The 14,844-nt window shown below is 58.5% G+C and carries 16 protein-coding genes; 7 read left to right on the forward strand and 9 right to left on the reverse strand.

Features of this window, described 5'->3' with window-relative positions:
* Nucleotides 1–4 precede the first annotated feature (4 nt).
* Entirely contained in the window at nt 5–661 is a 657-nt protein-coding gene (gmk, locus tag AB3X55_01320; protein ID MEX0502218.1) for a guanylate kinase, read from the forward strand.
* On the opposite strand, the gene rsmA is transcribed toward gmk, so the two are convergent.
* The 5 genes from rsmA to AB3X55_01345 are packed head-to-tail and all read right to left on the reverse strand — an operon-like array spanning nt 643 to nt 6,139.
* A complete protein-coding gene (gene rsmA, locus AB3X55_01325) occupies nt 643–1,518 on the reverse strand; it encodes a 16S rRNA (adenine(1518)-N(6)/adenine(1519)-N(6))-dimethyltransferase RsmA (protein MEX0502219.1) in 876 nt (291 codons plus the stop codon). The genes gmk and rsmA overlap by 19 nt on opposite strands.
* Nucleotides 1,505–2,536 carry a 4-hydroxythreonine-4-phosphate dehydrogenase PdxA gene (pdxA, locus tag AB3X55_01330; GenBank protein ID MEX0502220.1) on the reverse strand — a complete coding sequence of 344 codons (1,032 nt, stop codon included), beginning with the start codon at nt 2,534–2,536 and terminating at the stop codon, nt 1,505–1,507. The genes rsmA and pdxA overlap by 14 nt, the downstream gene beginning before the upstream one ends.
* Nucleotides 2,536–3,789 carry a peptidylprolyl isomerase gene (locus tag AB3X55_01335; GenBank protein ID MEX0502221.1) on the reverse strand — a complete coding sequence of 418 codons (1,254 nt, stop codon included), beginning with the start codon at nt 3,787–3,789 and terminating at the stop codon, nt 2,536–2,538. Before AB3X55_01335 ends, pdxA begins: the two co-directional genes overlap by 1 nt.
* Before the next feature lie 29 nt (nt 3,790–3,818).
* Nucleotides 3,819–4,922 (reverse strand): LptF/LptG family permease, encoded by a 1,104-nt coding sequence (locus AB3X55_01340; protein MEX0502222.1) that lies wholly within the window; start codon nt 4,920–4,922, stop codon nt 3,819–3,821.
* Nucleotides 4,919–6,139 (reverse strand): LptF/LptG family permease, encoded by a 1,221-nt coding sequence (locus AB3X55_01345; protein ID MEX0502223.1) that lies wholly within the window; start codon nt 6,137–6,139, stop codon nt 4,919–4,921. Before AB3X55_01345 ends, AB3X55_01340 begins: the two co-directional genes overlap by 4 nt.
* Before the next feature lie 111 nt (nt 6,140–6,250).
* Between AB3X55_01345 and AB3X55_01350 the strand changes: the two genes are divergently transcribed.
* The 3 genes from AB3X55_01350 to ndk all read left to right on the forward strand — a co-directional run bounded on the left by AB3X55_01350 (nt 6,251) and on the right by ndk (nt 8,772).
* Nucleotides 6,251–7,723: a leucyl aminopeptidase gene (locus AB3X55_01350; protein ID MEX0502224.1), complete on the forward strand. Its 1,473-nt coding sequence runs from the start codon at nt 6,251–6,253 to the stop codon at nt 7,721–7,723.
* Nucleotides 7,724–7,746: 23 nt separating this feature from the next.
* Nucleotides 7,747–8,199 (forward strand): DNA polymerase III subunit chi, encoded by a 453-nt coding sequence (locus AB3X55_01355; GenBank protein ID MEX0502225.1) that lies wholly within the window; start codon nt 7,747–7,749, stop codon nt 8,197–8,199.
* 150 nt (nt 8,200–8,349) lie between these two features.
* Nucleotides 8,350–8,772 carry a nucleoside-diphosphate kinase gene (gene ndk, locus AB3X55_01360; GenBank protein ID MEX0502226.1) on the forward strand — a complete coding sequence of 141 codons (423 nt, stop codon included), beginning with the start codon at nt 8,350–8,352 and terminating at the stop codon, nt 8,770–8,772.
* A gap of 72 nt (nt 8,773–8,844) precedes the next feature.
* On the opposite strand, the gene AB3X55_01365 is transcribed toward ndk, so the two are convergent.
* From AB3X55_01365 to purM, 3 genes are all read right to left on the reverse strand, one after another.
* Nucleotides 8,845–8,976, reverse strand: coding sequence for a hypothetical protein (locus tag AB3X55_01365; protein MEX0502227.1), 132 nt, complete (start codon nt 8,974–8,976; stop codon nt 8,845–8,847).
* Nucleotides 8,977–9,110: 134 nt separating this feature from the next.
* Complete coding sequence (gene purN, locus AB3X55_01370) at nt 9,111–9,782, reverse strand: phosphoribosylglycinamide formyltransferase (GenBank protein MEX0502228.1); 672 nt, start codon at nt 9,780–9,782, stop codon at nt 9,111–9,113.
* Nucleotides 9,779–10,864, reverse strand: coding sequence for a phosphoribosylformylglycinamidine cyclo-ligase (gene purM / locus AB3X55_01375; GenBank protein ID MEX0502229.1), 1,086 nt, complete (start codon nt 10,862–10,864; stop codon nt 9,779–9,781). The genes purN and purM overlap by 4 nt, the downstream gene beginning before the upstream one ends.
* 65 nt (nt 10,865–10,929) lie before the next feature.
* On the opposite strand from purM, the gene AB3X55_01380 reads away from it, so the two are divergent.
* The 3 genes from AB3X55_01380 to AB3X55_01390 are packed head-to-tail and all read left to right on the forward strand — an operon-like array spanning nt 10,930 to nt 13,578.
* A complete protein-coding gene (locus AB3X55_01380; GenBank protein ID MEX0502230.1) occupies nt 10,930–12,066 on the forward strand; it encodes a hypothetical protein in 1,137 nt (378 codons plus the stop codon).
* 12 nt (nt 12,067–12,078) lie between these two features.
* Nucleotides 12,079–12,795, forward strand: coding sequence for a hypothetical protein (locus AB3X55_01385; GenBank protein MEX0502231.1), 717 nt, complete (start codon nt 12,079–12,081; stop codon nt 12,793–12,795).
* A 3-nt stretch (nt 12,796–12,798) separates the two neighbouring features.
* On the forward strand, nt 12,799–13,578 hold the full coding sequence (locus AB3X55_01390) for an SDR family oxidoreductase (GenBank protein MEX0502232.1): 780 nt from the start codon (nt 12,799–12,801) through the stop codon (nt 13,576–13,578).
* 3 nt (nt 13,579–13,581) lie between these two features.
* Here AB3X55_01390 and rnd read toward each other — a convergent pair whose 3' ends face one another.
* Complete coding sequence (gene rnd / locus AB3X55_01395) at nt 13,582–14,775, reverse strand: ribonuclease D (GenBank protein ID MEX0502233.1); 1,194 nt, start codon at nt 14,773–14,775, stop codon at nt 13,582–13,584.
* Between the last annotated feature and the right edge of the window lie 69 nt (nt 14,776–14,844).

The raw sequence follows: 14,844 nt of genomic DNA on the forward strand, positions 1-14,844 counted from the left end.
TGTCATGACGGGAACTACGCAGACAGGCGCTGCGGCCGGCCGCCGGGGACTTATGCTGGTACTGTCCTCCCCCTCCGGGGCGGGAAAGACCTCAATTGCGCGCCAGCTATTGGCTGAAGATGCGAATCTGACACTCTCTGTTTCGGCGACAACAAGGCCTGCGCGCCCAAACGAGGTCGATGGTCGAGACTATCATTTTGTTGATCAGGCGCGGTTTGACGAGATGATCGCGTCGGATTCCTTTCTGGAATATGCGACGGTGTTCGGTAACTCCTATGGCACCCCGAAGGCGGATGTGATGGCGGTTCTGGATGTCGGGGGAGACGTTCTGTTCGACATTGACTGGCAGGGCACCCAGCAGGTTGCCAATGCGGCGGCTGACGATCTGGTGTCGGTTTTCATTCTGCCGCCATCCCGGGCGGCATTGCAGGCCCGGCTCGAGGCGCGGGCTGCGGACAGCGTGGAAGTCGTCGCGTCCCGCATGGCCAAGGCGTCCGATGAAATCAGCCATTACCGCGAATATGACTATATCGTCGTGAATGACGATCTGGAGGAGTCGGTCAGGTCCGTACGCGCCATTCTGGCGGCAGAACGGCTGCGGCGTGACCGGCAGACCGGCATGACGGCGTTCGTACGCACACTTCAGGCTGAAGGTGACTGACCCTGCGCTGGTAGCTCAACCTCTCGCGCCAGACGGCAGAAGGCGGCAATGTCGAGATCCTGTGGCCGCCCCTGCGGATCGATGCCAGCACGGTTCAGCAGCGCCTCGCCGCCAATCGGTTTCAAGGATGCACGCAGCATTTTGCGGCGCTGGCCAAAGGCAAGCCGCGTTACATGTTCCAGCGCCGCCCTGTCGCATTCATGACGTGGTGCCGCCAGTGGTCTGATATGCACCACAGATGATGTTACCTTTGGTGCCGGCACAAAGGCATCTGGCGGAATGTCGAACAGAATGGTGGCGTCAGCTATCCAGCCAGTCAGAATGCTGAGGCGCCCGAACGCGCTGTCGCCTGGTTGCGCGGTGATTCTCTCGGCAACCTCCTTCTGAAACATCAGGGTCAGGGACTCAAAGGCTATCGCGTGGCCAAGCCACTGAATCAGCAATGTTGTTGCAATGTTGTAGGGCAGGTTGGCAACGATCCGGCGCGGTGCATCCCCGATTTCCCACAGCGGCGTCTTCAGCGCGTCAGCTTCGACGAGATCAAGACGATCGCCGGCCGCAGACAGAAGCGAGGCAAGCACGGTGCTGGCGCGAAAATCCTTCTCAATGGCGACGACCTTCTGCGCGCCTTCAAGTAGCAATGCGCGTGTCAGTCCGCCCGGTCCCGGTCCAACCTCGATGGTGGTGCCGTTCAGTCCACCGGCACTGCGTGCAATGCGCCGGGTCAGGTTCAGGTCGAACAGGAAATTCTGACCAAGCGATTTTCGCGCCCGCATATCCAGCTCGCCAACAAGCTGTTTCAGCGATGGCAAGGCCTCGATAGGGGTGTTGTCGAAACCTGTTTCAGCTGGCGACATGACGATTTCCGGCCATCGATCTTGCCATGCGAATGGCGGCGATCAGGCTGTCAGCATGCGCGGTGCCGGTGCCGGCAATGTCAAAGGCGGTGCCGTGATCCGGCGAGGTGCGGATGAAATCAAGTCCAAGCGTAACATTCACACCGCCGTCAAAATCAATCGTCTTGATCGGGATCAGAACCTGGTCATGATACATGCCAAGAACACCGTCATAGCTCGCACGGGCCCGCGGGTGGAACAATGTATCAGCCGACACAGGCCCGAATGCCCTGATCCCGGCTGCCTGAAGCCGCGTGACAGCTGGTGCGATCACCTCCTCATCCTCATGGCCGAACTGCCCCTGCTCGCCAGCGTGGGGGTTGAGCCCGCACACGGCGATACGGGGGTCCGGACAGGCAAAATCCAGCCGCAGGGATTCGGCAAGCAACATCCCTTTGGCAAAGATATCGTCGGTTGTCAGGGTGTCGGGAACCTCGCGCACCGCGATGTGGATTGTTACCGGCACGACGCGCAGTTCTGCGCAGGCCAGCATCATCACAGGCGCGCCGTCGCGCGGTGCCGACAATGTCGCCAGAAATTCGGTATGACCCGGATGTGCGAATCCGGCCTGTTGAAGAACGGCCTTGTTGATCGGGTTGGTGACCATCGCTGCAGCGTTGCCATTGCGGGCCAGGGCGGCTGCTTTGCGAATGCTGTCAATGATCACCGGCGCGTTTCGCGGATCTGCCACACCGGGGCGCGGTGGGTGTATCCATGTCAGCGGCAGAACAGGAAGATGATCATCATCTGGCGCAACATTGGTCATATCGTCGATGACACGGGTTCGGACGGACAGTCCCAATCCGGCGGCAAGATCGTCGAGGCGCTGCGGGTCTTCCATGATGGCAAAGCCACGCTCGCCGGCTGCATGTGCCTTCAATGCGATTTCGGCACCAATCCCGGCAGGATCGCCAGGGGTCACGATAACCGGCGCGTGCGGGCCGGACGTTGTCAATGCTGATGTGGTGGCGTTTGCCATCACTCGCCGCGACGCTCTATCACCGCCGTGCGACGCAATTTCAACGCCTGGCGTTCACTGAGGCTGCCAAAGATCCGGTCAACAAAGGTCTGTCTGATTTCATCCCGTCCCGGCAGTTGCAGTTTCGGGGTTTTCAACTGACAGATCATCAGCGAGGCAACACCCTCGGCAAAGGCGAGCGGCTCTGACGGTTTGCCCTGTTCAAGCGAGCCGATCAGCTGTTGCATTTGTGGTGCCATGTCGGCGACCAGCATTTCATCGAGGCGGGCAAAGGCACCACTTCCATATTCGGTGTTGAGAGCCTCCATGGCATCGCAGTCGGTGATGGTTGCGGTATCGCGTGAAACCTTGGCCGCGGCTTCCAGACGATCAGCCTCGGCTGCATTGCTCGCCACCGGCAGAATCGCACGGGCCAGCCACACAAGCGATTGCGAGCTGTCAATCAGTCCATTCTTGCGCTCGCCCATATGTCTGAAGATATAGACCGCCCCATCAAGCAGAAGCGGGTCGGTAACAGTGCCGGTCTGGACATCGCGCAAGTTTTCACGGAATGTTTTCGGCAGTTTTTCTACAATCACCCAGCCAATATTGCCGCCGCGCGATGCACTTCCCGAGGCCGAATATTGGCGTGCAATCTCGGCGAAACTGGCCCCCTTTCGCACCGCAGCTACAATTTCCAGTGCCAGTGCTTCGGTTTGTGCCAGGTTCCGCGCTGGTCCCGGGGCCAGCACGATTTCGCCAAGCTGGATTTGTGGTTTTGCCGCGTTGAGTTTCAAGCGTTCAAGCTCGTCATCAATCATCGTTTCGATGTTTGAGAATTTCCCCTGAAACCGCCCGGTGATGTAGTTCGACCACGCCAGATCGGCGGTATATTTCTGCTGCACTGTCATCGGGTCGATCCCTGCTTCACGCAGGACGATTGCACCTGATCTGCTGGTATCCCCGAAATTCTGATTCATGAATTTGCGCGCTTCCGGCAGGACGGCGGATTCCACATCCGGGATCATGGATTTCGCTTCGGCCATACGCAGCTTGTCATCGATGATCAGTTGCAGGGCGTCTTCATACAGCCTGTCACGATTGTCATCAGTGATCTTGATGTTGGTGGCGAATTCCAGAAACCGGGCACGCTGCTCGACATCATAGTTGGTGATGGGATGTTCATTCACTGTTGCCACAATGCCTATTTGCGCAGCGGCAACGCCCGACCACAACAGGATGGCGGCGACGATTTTTACAAAGAGGTATCTCATAGGGCTTTGCATTTGTCTCATGATCCTTGTTAGGCCTCATCCATCCTGGCAAGCATGATGGTGCCAATGACAGCCACCACAAGCGCTGGTGCCCAGGCGGCCAGAATGACGGGAAGTCGCAGCGACTCACCCAGCACCTGCATGAAATGGCTGAACAGCGTCACCGAAACGGCAATGATCATACCGCGTGTGAACAGTCTGACACGTCGCCCTCTGACCAGATTGGTCAGGGTGGCGCGGGCACTGATCATCGCCAATCCAAGCAATAGCAGCGGCATCGCCAGCAATCTATGCAGGTGAATGCGGTGTTCGACAGCTGGCAGTCCGGCCCGTTCCAGCAACCCGATGAAAGCGGGTAGCGAGTAGACGGCGATCGTGTTTGGTGGCTCGCTCGACAGGCCAAGATCGAGGATGCCAAGGCTGCTTGGCAGCAACATGCTGCCCTGATCCGACAGAATGCCGTCACGGTCCCAGGCCCGTGCTTCCTCGATAACCCAACCGCTGTCGGTCAGCTGCATGGTCTCTGCCCTGATCCGCAGGGTCAGGTTGTTGTCCCTGTCAAACTGATAGATCATGGGTTTCACGATGCTGGACATATCGACCTCCAGCATGTCGCCATGAATGATAAAACGACCATTGGGATACTCGTCACGAAGCCATATCCCGTCGGCCGAAACGGATAGTCGCTGTTCGTTGTTACCGAAAATCGAATTCATCAAGCTTTCATATTGGCGTGACGTCACCGAACCGATCGGGTTGATGATTGCGACATACGCCACGCCAATCAGGAACGCGACGACCACCACCGGGCTGAGTACCGACCAGATCGATCTTCCAAAGCCACGGCTGACGACGAATTCATTGGTACGATTCCATGATTCAAAACAGGCCATCGAACCGATAATCAGCATGATTGGCAGCGTCATTTCTATCACGGTGGGAATGTTCAGCAGCACCAGATTCAGAATGCTGATATCGTCTGCTGTCTGGCGGGTACTGCTTCTGCGTGCGAGTTCCACTGCCTGGATCAGTGATACAATGATTGTCAGGCCTATGCCGCTGGCAGCCACCCAGGCTAGATATCTGCCGCCAAAATATCGAAATAATGTGCCTGAAACCACTGGTCTGATCATGACATCACCCCGGTGGCTGGTCTGCGTTGGGGTGACGGTCCGCTAAAGGAGGGCAAACCCAGCAGTGTCAGCATCACAAATCCGGGGATGATCACGCTGGCGTAGAGAACAGGGACGGTGGCCGGGATCGCGGTGACAAGAGATCGTGAAGATATAATCGCGGCGATGCACAGCATTCCTGTGCAGAACGTCATCAGAGTTCGACGCGACCAGGTGCTGCGTCGGACCTGCCCGAAAAGCACCCCGCAACTGGCGGTCAAGACCAGAACCAGCGCCAACGCCGGTGATACAATCCTGTAATGCCCTTCAGCGCGGCGTTGACTGACATAGTCGGGGCTTGGTGATTTGGCGGGGTCCAGAAGGTTGGCGATCGTATCCTCGTTCATGTCGATTGGCATCCGGGTCGCCTCCTTTCGGTCTTGCGGTGCAATCGTCACTGTGTGGGTGTCGAAAAGAAGTTTCGCCCCGGCCTGTTCATTGCTGCCAAGTTCCATCCGCTCGCCATCCTGAAGCAGCACAGCGGGAAGCCCGTCACGCTCGATGAAACGACCGACGCTCGACGTCATGGTGATGACTTTTCCTTCGGTGCGTTCATCATGAATAAAGATGTCGCGGGCCAACCCGTCATCGAACCTTTCGCCAATCAGCATTGTCATGCCATCGACAACATCGATGAACACATCGTCCTGCAGCATGACCGTTGGAATGCTGCTGCGGACCTTGAACTGAACCTGCTTGTAGATACCGAAACTTGTCGGCAGCAGAATTGTCGAATTCATCGCCAGAACGAATGTCAGAAGAAGGCCAAGCATGATCGGGGCCCTGGCAAGTTGCAGCGCGCTTCTGCCACTGGCCTGCATCACCAGTAATTCCCGGTCTGCAACAGCGCGATGGAATACCCAGGTTACGGCAACGAAACCGCCGATTGGTACCGCGATTGTCAGCCAGAGCGGTATGACCGTGACCGACATCAACAGAAATTCTGAAACCGGCGCACCACGATTGATCACCATCTCGAGGATGCGGATTGTCTGGAACAGCCACATGATGCCGACAAGCGTTGTCGACACGGCAATGGTTGTCCGGATCATCTGTGCAAAAAGGTAGCGGTCGAATTGCATGTCGGCCCCTTGAGAGTCTGCGGGCATGATTACCATATGGAAACAGGAAAAGGCAAAAGCTATGACGCCTGTGACAGCTGTCAGGATGGACATCATTGGCCCGTCATGACGACAGTTTGACAGGCGTGTGGCAAAGCTGTTTTATCAAACGCCCTGCGCCGGGTCGTGGTTCCGGTGCGCAGGTTCATTTCAGACAGGATAGGCATCATGGCATCCAAACTCGATCTTTCCTTTTCTTCGAATGTCCCTGAGGGCAGTCAGGCGACCATATGTCTCGTGGCCGAGGGTGGCACCTTGTTGCCTGCACTAGAAAAATCCGTGGCGGCTGCGGTGATTGCCGGCATGTCCGCAGCCCAGTTCACCGGCGAGGCCAACAAGTCGCTGACGCTGTTTCTTGAGGCTGGCATATTCGTGTTGATTGGAACCGGTTCCGATGTGGCGTCGGGAAGCGCCGCAGAAGAGGTCGGTGGACGGACCTTTGCCGCCGTTGAAGGGCTGGAGACAAAGCGGGCCCATCTCCCGGATCAGGGGCTTGGTGATGATGTCATGGCAGACCTGCTTATGGGCATGATGTCAGCTGCCTATAACTTTGAGGATTATTTCACGGAATCACCGCGGCGTGAAAAGTCGGTCCAGATCACCGTTGTGTCTGACACGCTTGCCGAGGCGCATCCCGCTGTCAGTGACAGAATGGGACTTATGAAGGGCGTTGAAATGGCCCGGAACCTTGTGTTCGAGCCACCCAACAGGCTGTTCCCGGTGGAGTTCGCCACACGATGCCTTGAGCTTGAAAAGCTCGGTGTTGATGTGACGGTTCTTGATGAAGCGGCCATGGAAGATCTTGGCATGGGCGCCCTGCTTGGCGTCGGTCAGGGCAGTCGGCGCGAATCCCGGCTGGTTGTAATGAACTGGCGTGGCGGCGCTGACGAGGCGCCGATCGCGCTTGTCGGCAAGGGTGTCACTTTTGACACTGGCGGTATCTCGCTGAAGCCAGCCAAGGGCATGGAGGATATGAAGTTCGACATGGGCGGCGCGGCCGCTGTCACCGGCACCATGATGGCGGTTGCGTCGCGCAAGGTCGCGCGAAATGTCGTAGGTGTGATCGGCCTTGTTGAAAACATGCCGGATGGCAATGCGCAGCGACCGGGTGATGTCGTAACCTCGATGGCCGGCAAGACAATCGAGGTTATCAATACCGACGCCGAAGGTAGGCTGGTGCTGGCCGATGCACTGCATTACACGCAGACCCAGTTCAAACCACAGGCGATGGTGGATCTGGCGACCTTGACCGGGGCGATGATTGTCGCGCTTGGCAAGGAATATGCCGGTGTGTTCAGCAATAGTGATGATCTTTCCAACCAGCTTTCTCGCGCTGGCGAGGCAACGCTTGAGCCTGTCTGGCGGATGCCACTTGGCAAGGCCTATCACCAGCAGCTGAAATCCCACATTGCCGACATGAAAAATATCGGTGGGCCTGCAGGTGGGTCGATCACCGCTGCCTGTTTCCTGGAACGGTTCGTGACCGACACCCCCTGGGCGCATCTCGATATTGCCGGCAAGGCGTGGTCTGACAAAGCGACAAAGACCGTGCCAAAGGGGGGCACGGGCTATGGTGTCAGGTTGCTCAGCCGGCTGGTTGATGACTGGCAGTCTGTCGAAATATCGTCGGATGACTCGTGATGTGACGGGGTGGGGCGACCGATATGCCGCAGGTTGATTTCTATCACCTGACCCGATCTGATTTGCCGGATGCGCTGATCATGCTGATCGAAAAATCGCGTCTGGCCGGACGCAAGGCACTTGTCCAGTGCCCGCGTCCCGCTGCCGAGGCGATTGACGATGATCTGTGGGCCAGAGACCCTGATTCCTGGCTGCCGCATGGCCTTGATGCGGGCGAGGGCGCCTCGCATGCCGTGGCATGGATTGTCTCCGAGGGAACGACAAATCCGATCGGGGCCGAATTCCTGTTTCTTCTGCACGGTGCCGAGCGCGAGGACATGGACGGCTTCGAGCGGGTGTTCAATCTATTCGACGGCAGGTCCGAGGCGCAGGTTGAACAGGCCCGCACGCAATGGCAGACATGGCGCGACATGGCCGGGCTGGAAATGCGGTATTTCGCCCAGGATGATGACGGGAAATGGCAGCAGCGCGCCTGATCGCGGGGTCAGTGTCTGTTCAATGCTCGGAATGGGCTTTTGTCCTTGTAACCGCGCCCGTCTCGCCCTATTAAGGCGGCGTCCGTGCAGGGACATGATATCCCTGCCTCAACCAGTTTAATTTCGACCAATTCAGTCAAAGGGAAAACCATGGCCCTCGAAAGAACTTTCTCAATCATCAAGCCGGATGCCACACGTCGCAACGTTACCGGCCAGATCAACGCCCGTTTTGAGGCCGCCGGCCTTCGCATCGTCGCACAGAAGCGCAAGCTGCTGAGCGAGGGTGAAGCGCAGGCATTCTATGCCGTCCACAAGGAACGCCCCTTCTATAACGACCTTGTTGCCTTCATGACATCGGGTCCGGTCGTGCTGCAGGTTCTGGAAGGCGAGAATGCCATCGCCAAGAACCGCGAAGTCATGGGCGCCACCAACCCTGCCGACGCTGCCGAGGGTACGATCCGCAAGGATTTCGCGGAATCCATCGAGGCCAACTCCGTGCATGGCTCGGACGCGCCTGAAACCGCGGCCGCCGAGATTGCCTTTTTCTTTTCGGGCAGCGAAATCACCGGCTGACATTTGCGATCAGCCTGAAACGACAACGGCGGCACCTTGGTGCCGCCGTTTGCATATGGAATTGGCGCCAGTCTAGAGAAGGGTGGCGGCCATGATGACAAGCGTCAGAATAACCAGAACGATGACGATTTTTGAGCCGTTCATGAAGCTGTTGTAAAAGCTCAGATGTGACTGTGCCTGCTTGTCGAAATTTTCGGTGTTCATGTGATAGCACTCCCCCGCCATGTCTCGGATCTGTTACGTGTTATGGCGTAGCGTCGTGATGAAATCAATATTTAGATCGATTTTGGAATGCGGATTTGGCATGTGGATTCGTACCGGGGGCGGGGCCGCCGGCCTCAGGGCCAGATGACGGCTGGCATCAATATGCTGGCGATGCCGGCATCGGTCTGTGCCAGCGCCTGTGTGCCTTGGTGCCACTGCGGCATGCCATCGGCAATCTGCAGCACGCCACTGGCAAGTGACATCATCACGAACGGATAAAGGGCGTGTTCCAATGTCAGCACACGTGCCGCCAGCTGCGACTCGCTCTCTTCATAGTCAACCGCCAGCGCGGCCTGCAGAAGTAAGGGGCCGTCATCCAGTAGCGGTGTGACGATATGTACGCTGGCCCCGTGGCGGGACTGTCCGCTGGCAAGGGCGCGGGCATGTGTGTCCAGCCCCTTCAGTTCGGGAAGCAGCGAGGGATGGATATTGATAATCCTGTTGGGGAACCTGCTGACAAACCCGGCCGATAGAATCGCCATATAGCCGGCAAGCACAACCCAGTCGGCGTTCGCTGCCTCTATGCAGTCTGCCAATGCCGCTTCATGCGCGGATTTGTCGGCATAGTCCCGGCGGTCGACAAGCCGTATTGGCAGATTTTGTGATGCGGCGCTGTCCAGTCCCGCGCAGGGGGTGTTTGCCGCCACCAGAACGATCTGTATGTCGTTCTGCATTGCTGCCGCGACCTCGGCAAGGCGAAGCATATTGCTTCCCCTGCCTGAAATCAGAATGGCGATCCGGATCATGACATCGTCGGCCAGCTATCCATCGAGACGAATTCGACCGGCTGGTCGTCGCGACGTGCCACCAGCTCGCCGGCAATCCATGCATTCGGCTCGCCATTGTCCTGCAGCGCCGCAAGGCATCCATCCGCATCCGCTGCGGATACAAAGATCAACATGCCGATTCCACAATTGAAGGTGCGCGCAAGTTCACCCGACCGCACACCGCCGGCACGCCCAAGCCAGTCAAAGATAGGGGGCAGGCTCCATCTGGCGCAGTCAAGCCTCAGCGCCAGATCATCGCCATAGATTCTTGGCGGGTTCTCGACAAGGCCACCACCGGTGACATGGCAGATGCCGTTCACCTGGCATTGAGAATGTGCGGTGCGGGCTGCATGGTGATAGATTCGTGTCGGGGTCAGCAGGGCTTCACCCAGGCTGCCGTCAATGCCTTCGATCTGGCTGTCCAGGTCGGCTCCGGCAAGATCGATGACTTTGCGGACCAGCGAAAATCCGTTGGAATGGACGCCGGACGAGGGCAGGGCGATGGCAATATCGCCTTTTGCAGGCATTTCGCGCGACAGCAGGGTGCCGCGTTCCGCCGCGCCCACCGCAAAACCGGCAAGGTCGAAGCCGCCGCTTGGATAGACTCCCGGCATTTCTGCCGTTTCACCGCCAATCAAGGCCGCCTCGCAGGCAACGCACCCGTCGGCAATGCCGGCGATCACTTCCGCGGCAATGGCCCGATCAAGCTTGCCGGTGGCGAAGTAATCCAGAAAGAACAGTGGCACCGCGCCCTGCGCGATGAGGTCATTGACACACATCGCCACCAGATCGATGCCAAGGCCGCGATATTGTCCAATCGCCCGGGCAAGCTCCAGTTTCGTGCCCACACCATCGGTGGCGGCAACAAGGATCGGGTCCTCAAAGCCGGCGGCGCGCAGATCAAACAGGCCGCCAAAGCCGCCAAGCGCAACATCCGCACCCGGTCTGCGGGTTCGTTTCGCGTCTGGCGCGATATCCCGGACAAGCGCGTCACCGGCGTCAATATCGACCCCGGCATCCCGATAGCTGAGAGAATTCTGTACCGACGATTTGTCCGACATGCTGGCAAGCCTAAGGTTTAATGGTGTAGTAATGGCAGGAGCCGCCATCATACCGTTTCGACATCATGCGTATAGTCACATTCTTCTGTTCATTGTCATTCCTGTCCCGCTATCTGGGAGTCGGGCTGGTGATTGCCGCGTTTTCTGCGGCGATGATTCCCGCGGCGCATGCGTTTGAACAATGTCCGGCACCGCAATTCGGGGTCACCGGCATTGCCATCGACCGGTCCGAACAGACAGCCGAAGAGGCGCAGACCCTCGGCATTCAACAGGCGGCACGGGTTGGGTTCCAGCGCGTACTCATGCGTTTGCTTCGCGACAACGTGGCGGCGGCGGCATTCATCGAGGATCATGAACCCGACCAGTTTGTCGATTTCTATCGTATTGCTGATGAAAACAGCCTTGATGGTCGCTATATCGCCGAGCTGGATTATTGTTTTCAGGCTCAACGGTTGCGGGCGGCCATGCGCGAGGCTGGCCTGCAATGGGCCGAGCTGGTCAGCCCGAAGATACTTGTGCTGCCTGTCTGGCTGGCACCGGATGGTGCGCGTGCCTGGCAGGCTGACAATGCCTGGCTTGCCGGCTGGCGCGAAGCTGTCGCCAAGGCCGATGGCCTTGTCGATTTCACCCTGCTGGCGCCAACCATTGTGAATGAGCGGAGCCTGCGTGCCGAGGATATTGTGGCTGCCGACGGCGCAACGCTGCGCCGCGCCGCGACAGTGGCCGGTGCTGAACAGATCATGCTGGTGATTGCCCAGCTTGACTATGTTGGGTCAAAACAGGTGCTTACGGTGGATGGGACGCTGTTTACGGCCGCGGCCGAGGAACTCACGGTGCTGGCCAACATGGTTGACCGCCCCGTTTATGACAATCTCGACCTGCAGCTTGATTATGCGCGCATGTATATCCTCGGCGAGCTGGAGGCAGGCTGGCACCGTGCCAATATCATCGAGGGCGGCACATCCCGCGAAATCACGGTCGAGGTACCGGTGGCCAGTCTGCGCGACTGGGCGGCCCGGATTGATGCCTTTGAGTCACTTGCGGTGATCGACAGCTATGTTGTCAGGAAGATAGATATGCGCAGTGGTCTTGTAACGCTGAAGATTGTAGGCAGTGATGCAGCCATAGCAAACGCGCTGGCGACCCGGAACCTGCGGCTGACAAGACGCGATAACGGAAACAGCGTCATTGAACCCTTCTAGACCCGGATAGTGATGCGACAGCTCCCCCTAGACCTCCAGTTCCTTTCCATGCAGGGACGCGAGGATTTCATCATCGGTGACAGCAACCGCCTGGCGGCGGCGATGATTGATCGATGGCCGGACTGGCCGGGCCAGTTCCGGGCGGTAAATCTTGTCGGCCCTGCTGCCAGTGGCAAGAGCCATCTTGCCACGATATGGCGGCATCAGTCCGGGGCTGGGACGCTGACGGGACTTGCCGACTGGTCTCCTGAAAATGCAGCCGGACATTATGTTCTGGTTTCGCCGCAGCCGGGTGATGGCTGGCCGGACGAAGCCCTGTTTCATTTGCTCAACAGGACGGTCGATGACGGCTCGTCGCTGCTGATTCTCAGCCCTGAACCGGTGGCCGGCCTTGCCTGGCATCTTCCCGATCTGCTGTCGCGGTTGCGGGCGCTCAACATGGTGCGTCTCGAGCGGCCGGATGACGCGCTGCTGTGCCGGCTTCTGGAAAAGTATTTTGCCGACAGGCAGCTTGCCGTCAGCCGCGAGGTCGTCGATTACATGGTTGGCCGGATGGAACGAAGTTTTCTGGCAGTACAGACAATTGCTGCGGCAATGGACAAGCGTTCGCTGGCCGAGCGTCGCAATCTGACCTTGCCGCTGGCCCGCGAGATCATGGCCGAATTTGCCGATGGTGTTCATTCACGGCAATCGGCGCTTCCCACCAGAATGGATGAACAGGAGAACTAGATGTTGGATTTTGGAATTTCGGGAAAGACCGCCATTGTGTGCGCGTCGAGCAAGGGGCTTGGCTTTGGGTGTGCGGACGCGCTGGCGGCGGTTGGCGTCAATCTGGTGATGAATGCACGCACCGCCGAGACCCTTGCCGCGGCGGCGGACAGGATCCGCACCAAGCACGGTGTTTCAGTAACCGAGGTGGCCAGCGACATCACCACACCCGATGGCCGGGCGGCGGTTCTTGATGCTGCCGGGCAGGTCGATATCCTGGTCAATAATGCAGGTGGACCGCCCCCTGGTGACTTCCGTGACTGGACTCGCGAGACCTGGATCGAAGCGTTTGATGCCAACATGCTGGCTGCTTTTGATCTGATCAAGGCTGTGGTGGATCCGATGATCGAACGGCGGTTCGGCAGGATCGTCAACATCACCTCGGGTTCGGTCAAATCGCCGATACCCATGCTTGGCCTGTCGAATGGAGCGCGGGCGGCGTTGACCGGCTTTTGTGCCGGGCTGTCGCGTCAGGTGGCACAGCATAATGTGACCATCAATGGCCTGTTGCCAGGCCAGTTCAACACCGACAGGATCGAATCGCTGATCAACAATACGGCCAAGGCCGAAGGTCGGTCGCCAGCCGATGTGCGCGCCACTTTCGAAGGCCGCAATCCGACGAAAAGGCTGGGAGAGATCGAGGAATTCGGATTTGCCTGCGCGTGGATGTGCAGCGCCCATTCCGGCTATCTGACCGGCCAGAATATCCTGATCGATGGCGGCAGCTTCAACAGCACCCTGTAGCGTCTAGAGTTCGATCACCCTGATCCGTCGCCCGTCGGCGGCCAGGGCGATCTTGCCATGTTTCAGACGCAGCGCGGCGGCGCCAAACACATCGTGCCGCCACCCTGTCTGGGCGCGAACGGGCGCTTCATCATCAATGGCAAGCGCCTCCAGCTCATCCGCCGAGGCAACAAGGCGCGGCGCGATGCCTTCCTTGTCGGTGATATGTTTCAACAGCACCCGCAACAGCTCCATGACGGCTGCCGGCGGCTTTGGTGTCCGGCCTTCCGCCTTCGGAGTCGGAAGCGTGCTGTCAGGCATCGCCTCGACCTCGCGAAGCACCGCCAGAACAGGTGTCACAAGCTTGCCATTGGCACCGCCCGGAAAGTTGCGGATCTTGCCGAATTCAGCCGTGTTCAGCGGGTTGCTTCCGGCCAGGTCGAGGATTGTTTCGTCGCGCAGGATCCGGTTGCGGGGCAGGTTTCGTTTCTGTGCCTCGCTTTCACGCCAGCTGGCAAGATGCATCATCCGGCGCAGCGCCGGTGCCTTCATGTTCCTGACCTTGATCCGCCGCCAGGCATCCTCGGGCACGGTATGATAGGTCGCCGGATCGACCAGCTTGGCGTTCTCATCGGCCAGCCATCCCGCGCGCCCCTTGGAGTCAAGCTCGGCACACAGGATCGGATACATCTGCGCCAGATAGATGACATCGTCGAGAGCGTATTTCACCTGTCGCGGGCTGAGCGGCCGGCGTGACCAGTCGGTGAAACGGGAACTTTTGTCGATATCGTGGTTCAGAACGGCGCGAACCAGGCGGTCATATCCAACCTGATCCCCGTGGCCAAGCACCATGGCGGCAATCTGCGAATCGAACAGTGGCAGCGGCAGCGTACCCATTTCCTTCAGGAAAATTTCCAGATCCTGATGCGCAGCATGGAACACTTTTGTGGTCTGCGGATCGGCGAGCAGGGTCCACAGGGCGCCAAGGTCGATGTCCGGTGCCAGCGGGTCAATGGCCGCGGCGTGCGTGCCGTCACTGATCTGGACAAGACAAAGCTGCGAATAATAGGTCTGTTCGCGCATGAATTCTGTATCGACAGCCAGAAATTCGGCGCCTGACAGGCGTTTTACAAATGTCTCGAGGTCGGCGGTGGTCGTGATAACGTCAGTGCTTTGCTCGCTGTCTGTCGGCGCATCGCGGCGTCGGCTTTTGGCCATGAAATCAACACAGGTCTGTTTGAAGTATTGGTGATATAGTGCATTTTCGTCGCACCGCAAACCCAAAGC

The organism is Alphaproteobacteria bacterium LSUCC0719 (genome assembly GCA_040839025.1).
In the GTDB taxonomy this organism is placed as follows: domain Bacteria; phylum Pseudomonadota; class Alphaproteobacteria; order Puniceispirillales; family Puniceispirillaceae; genus UBA8309.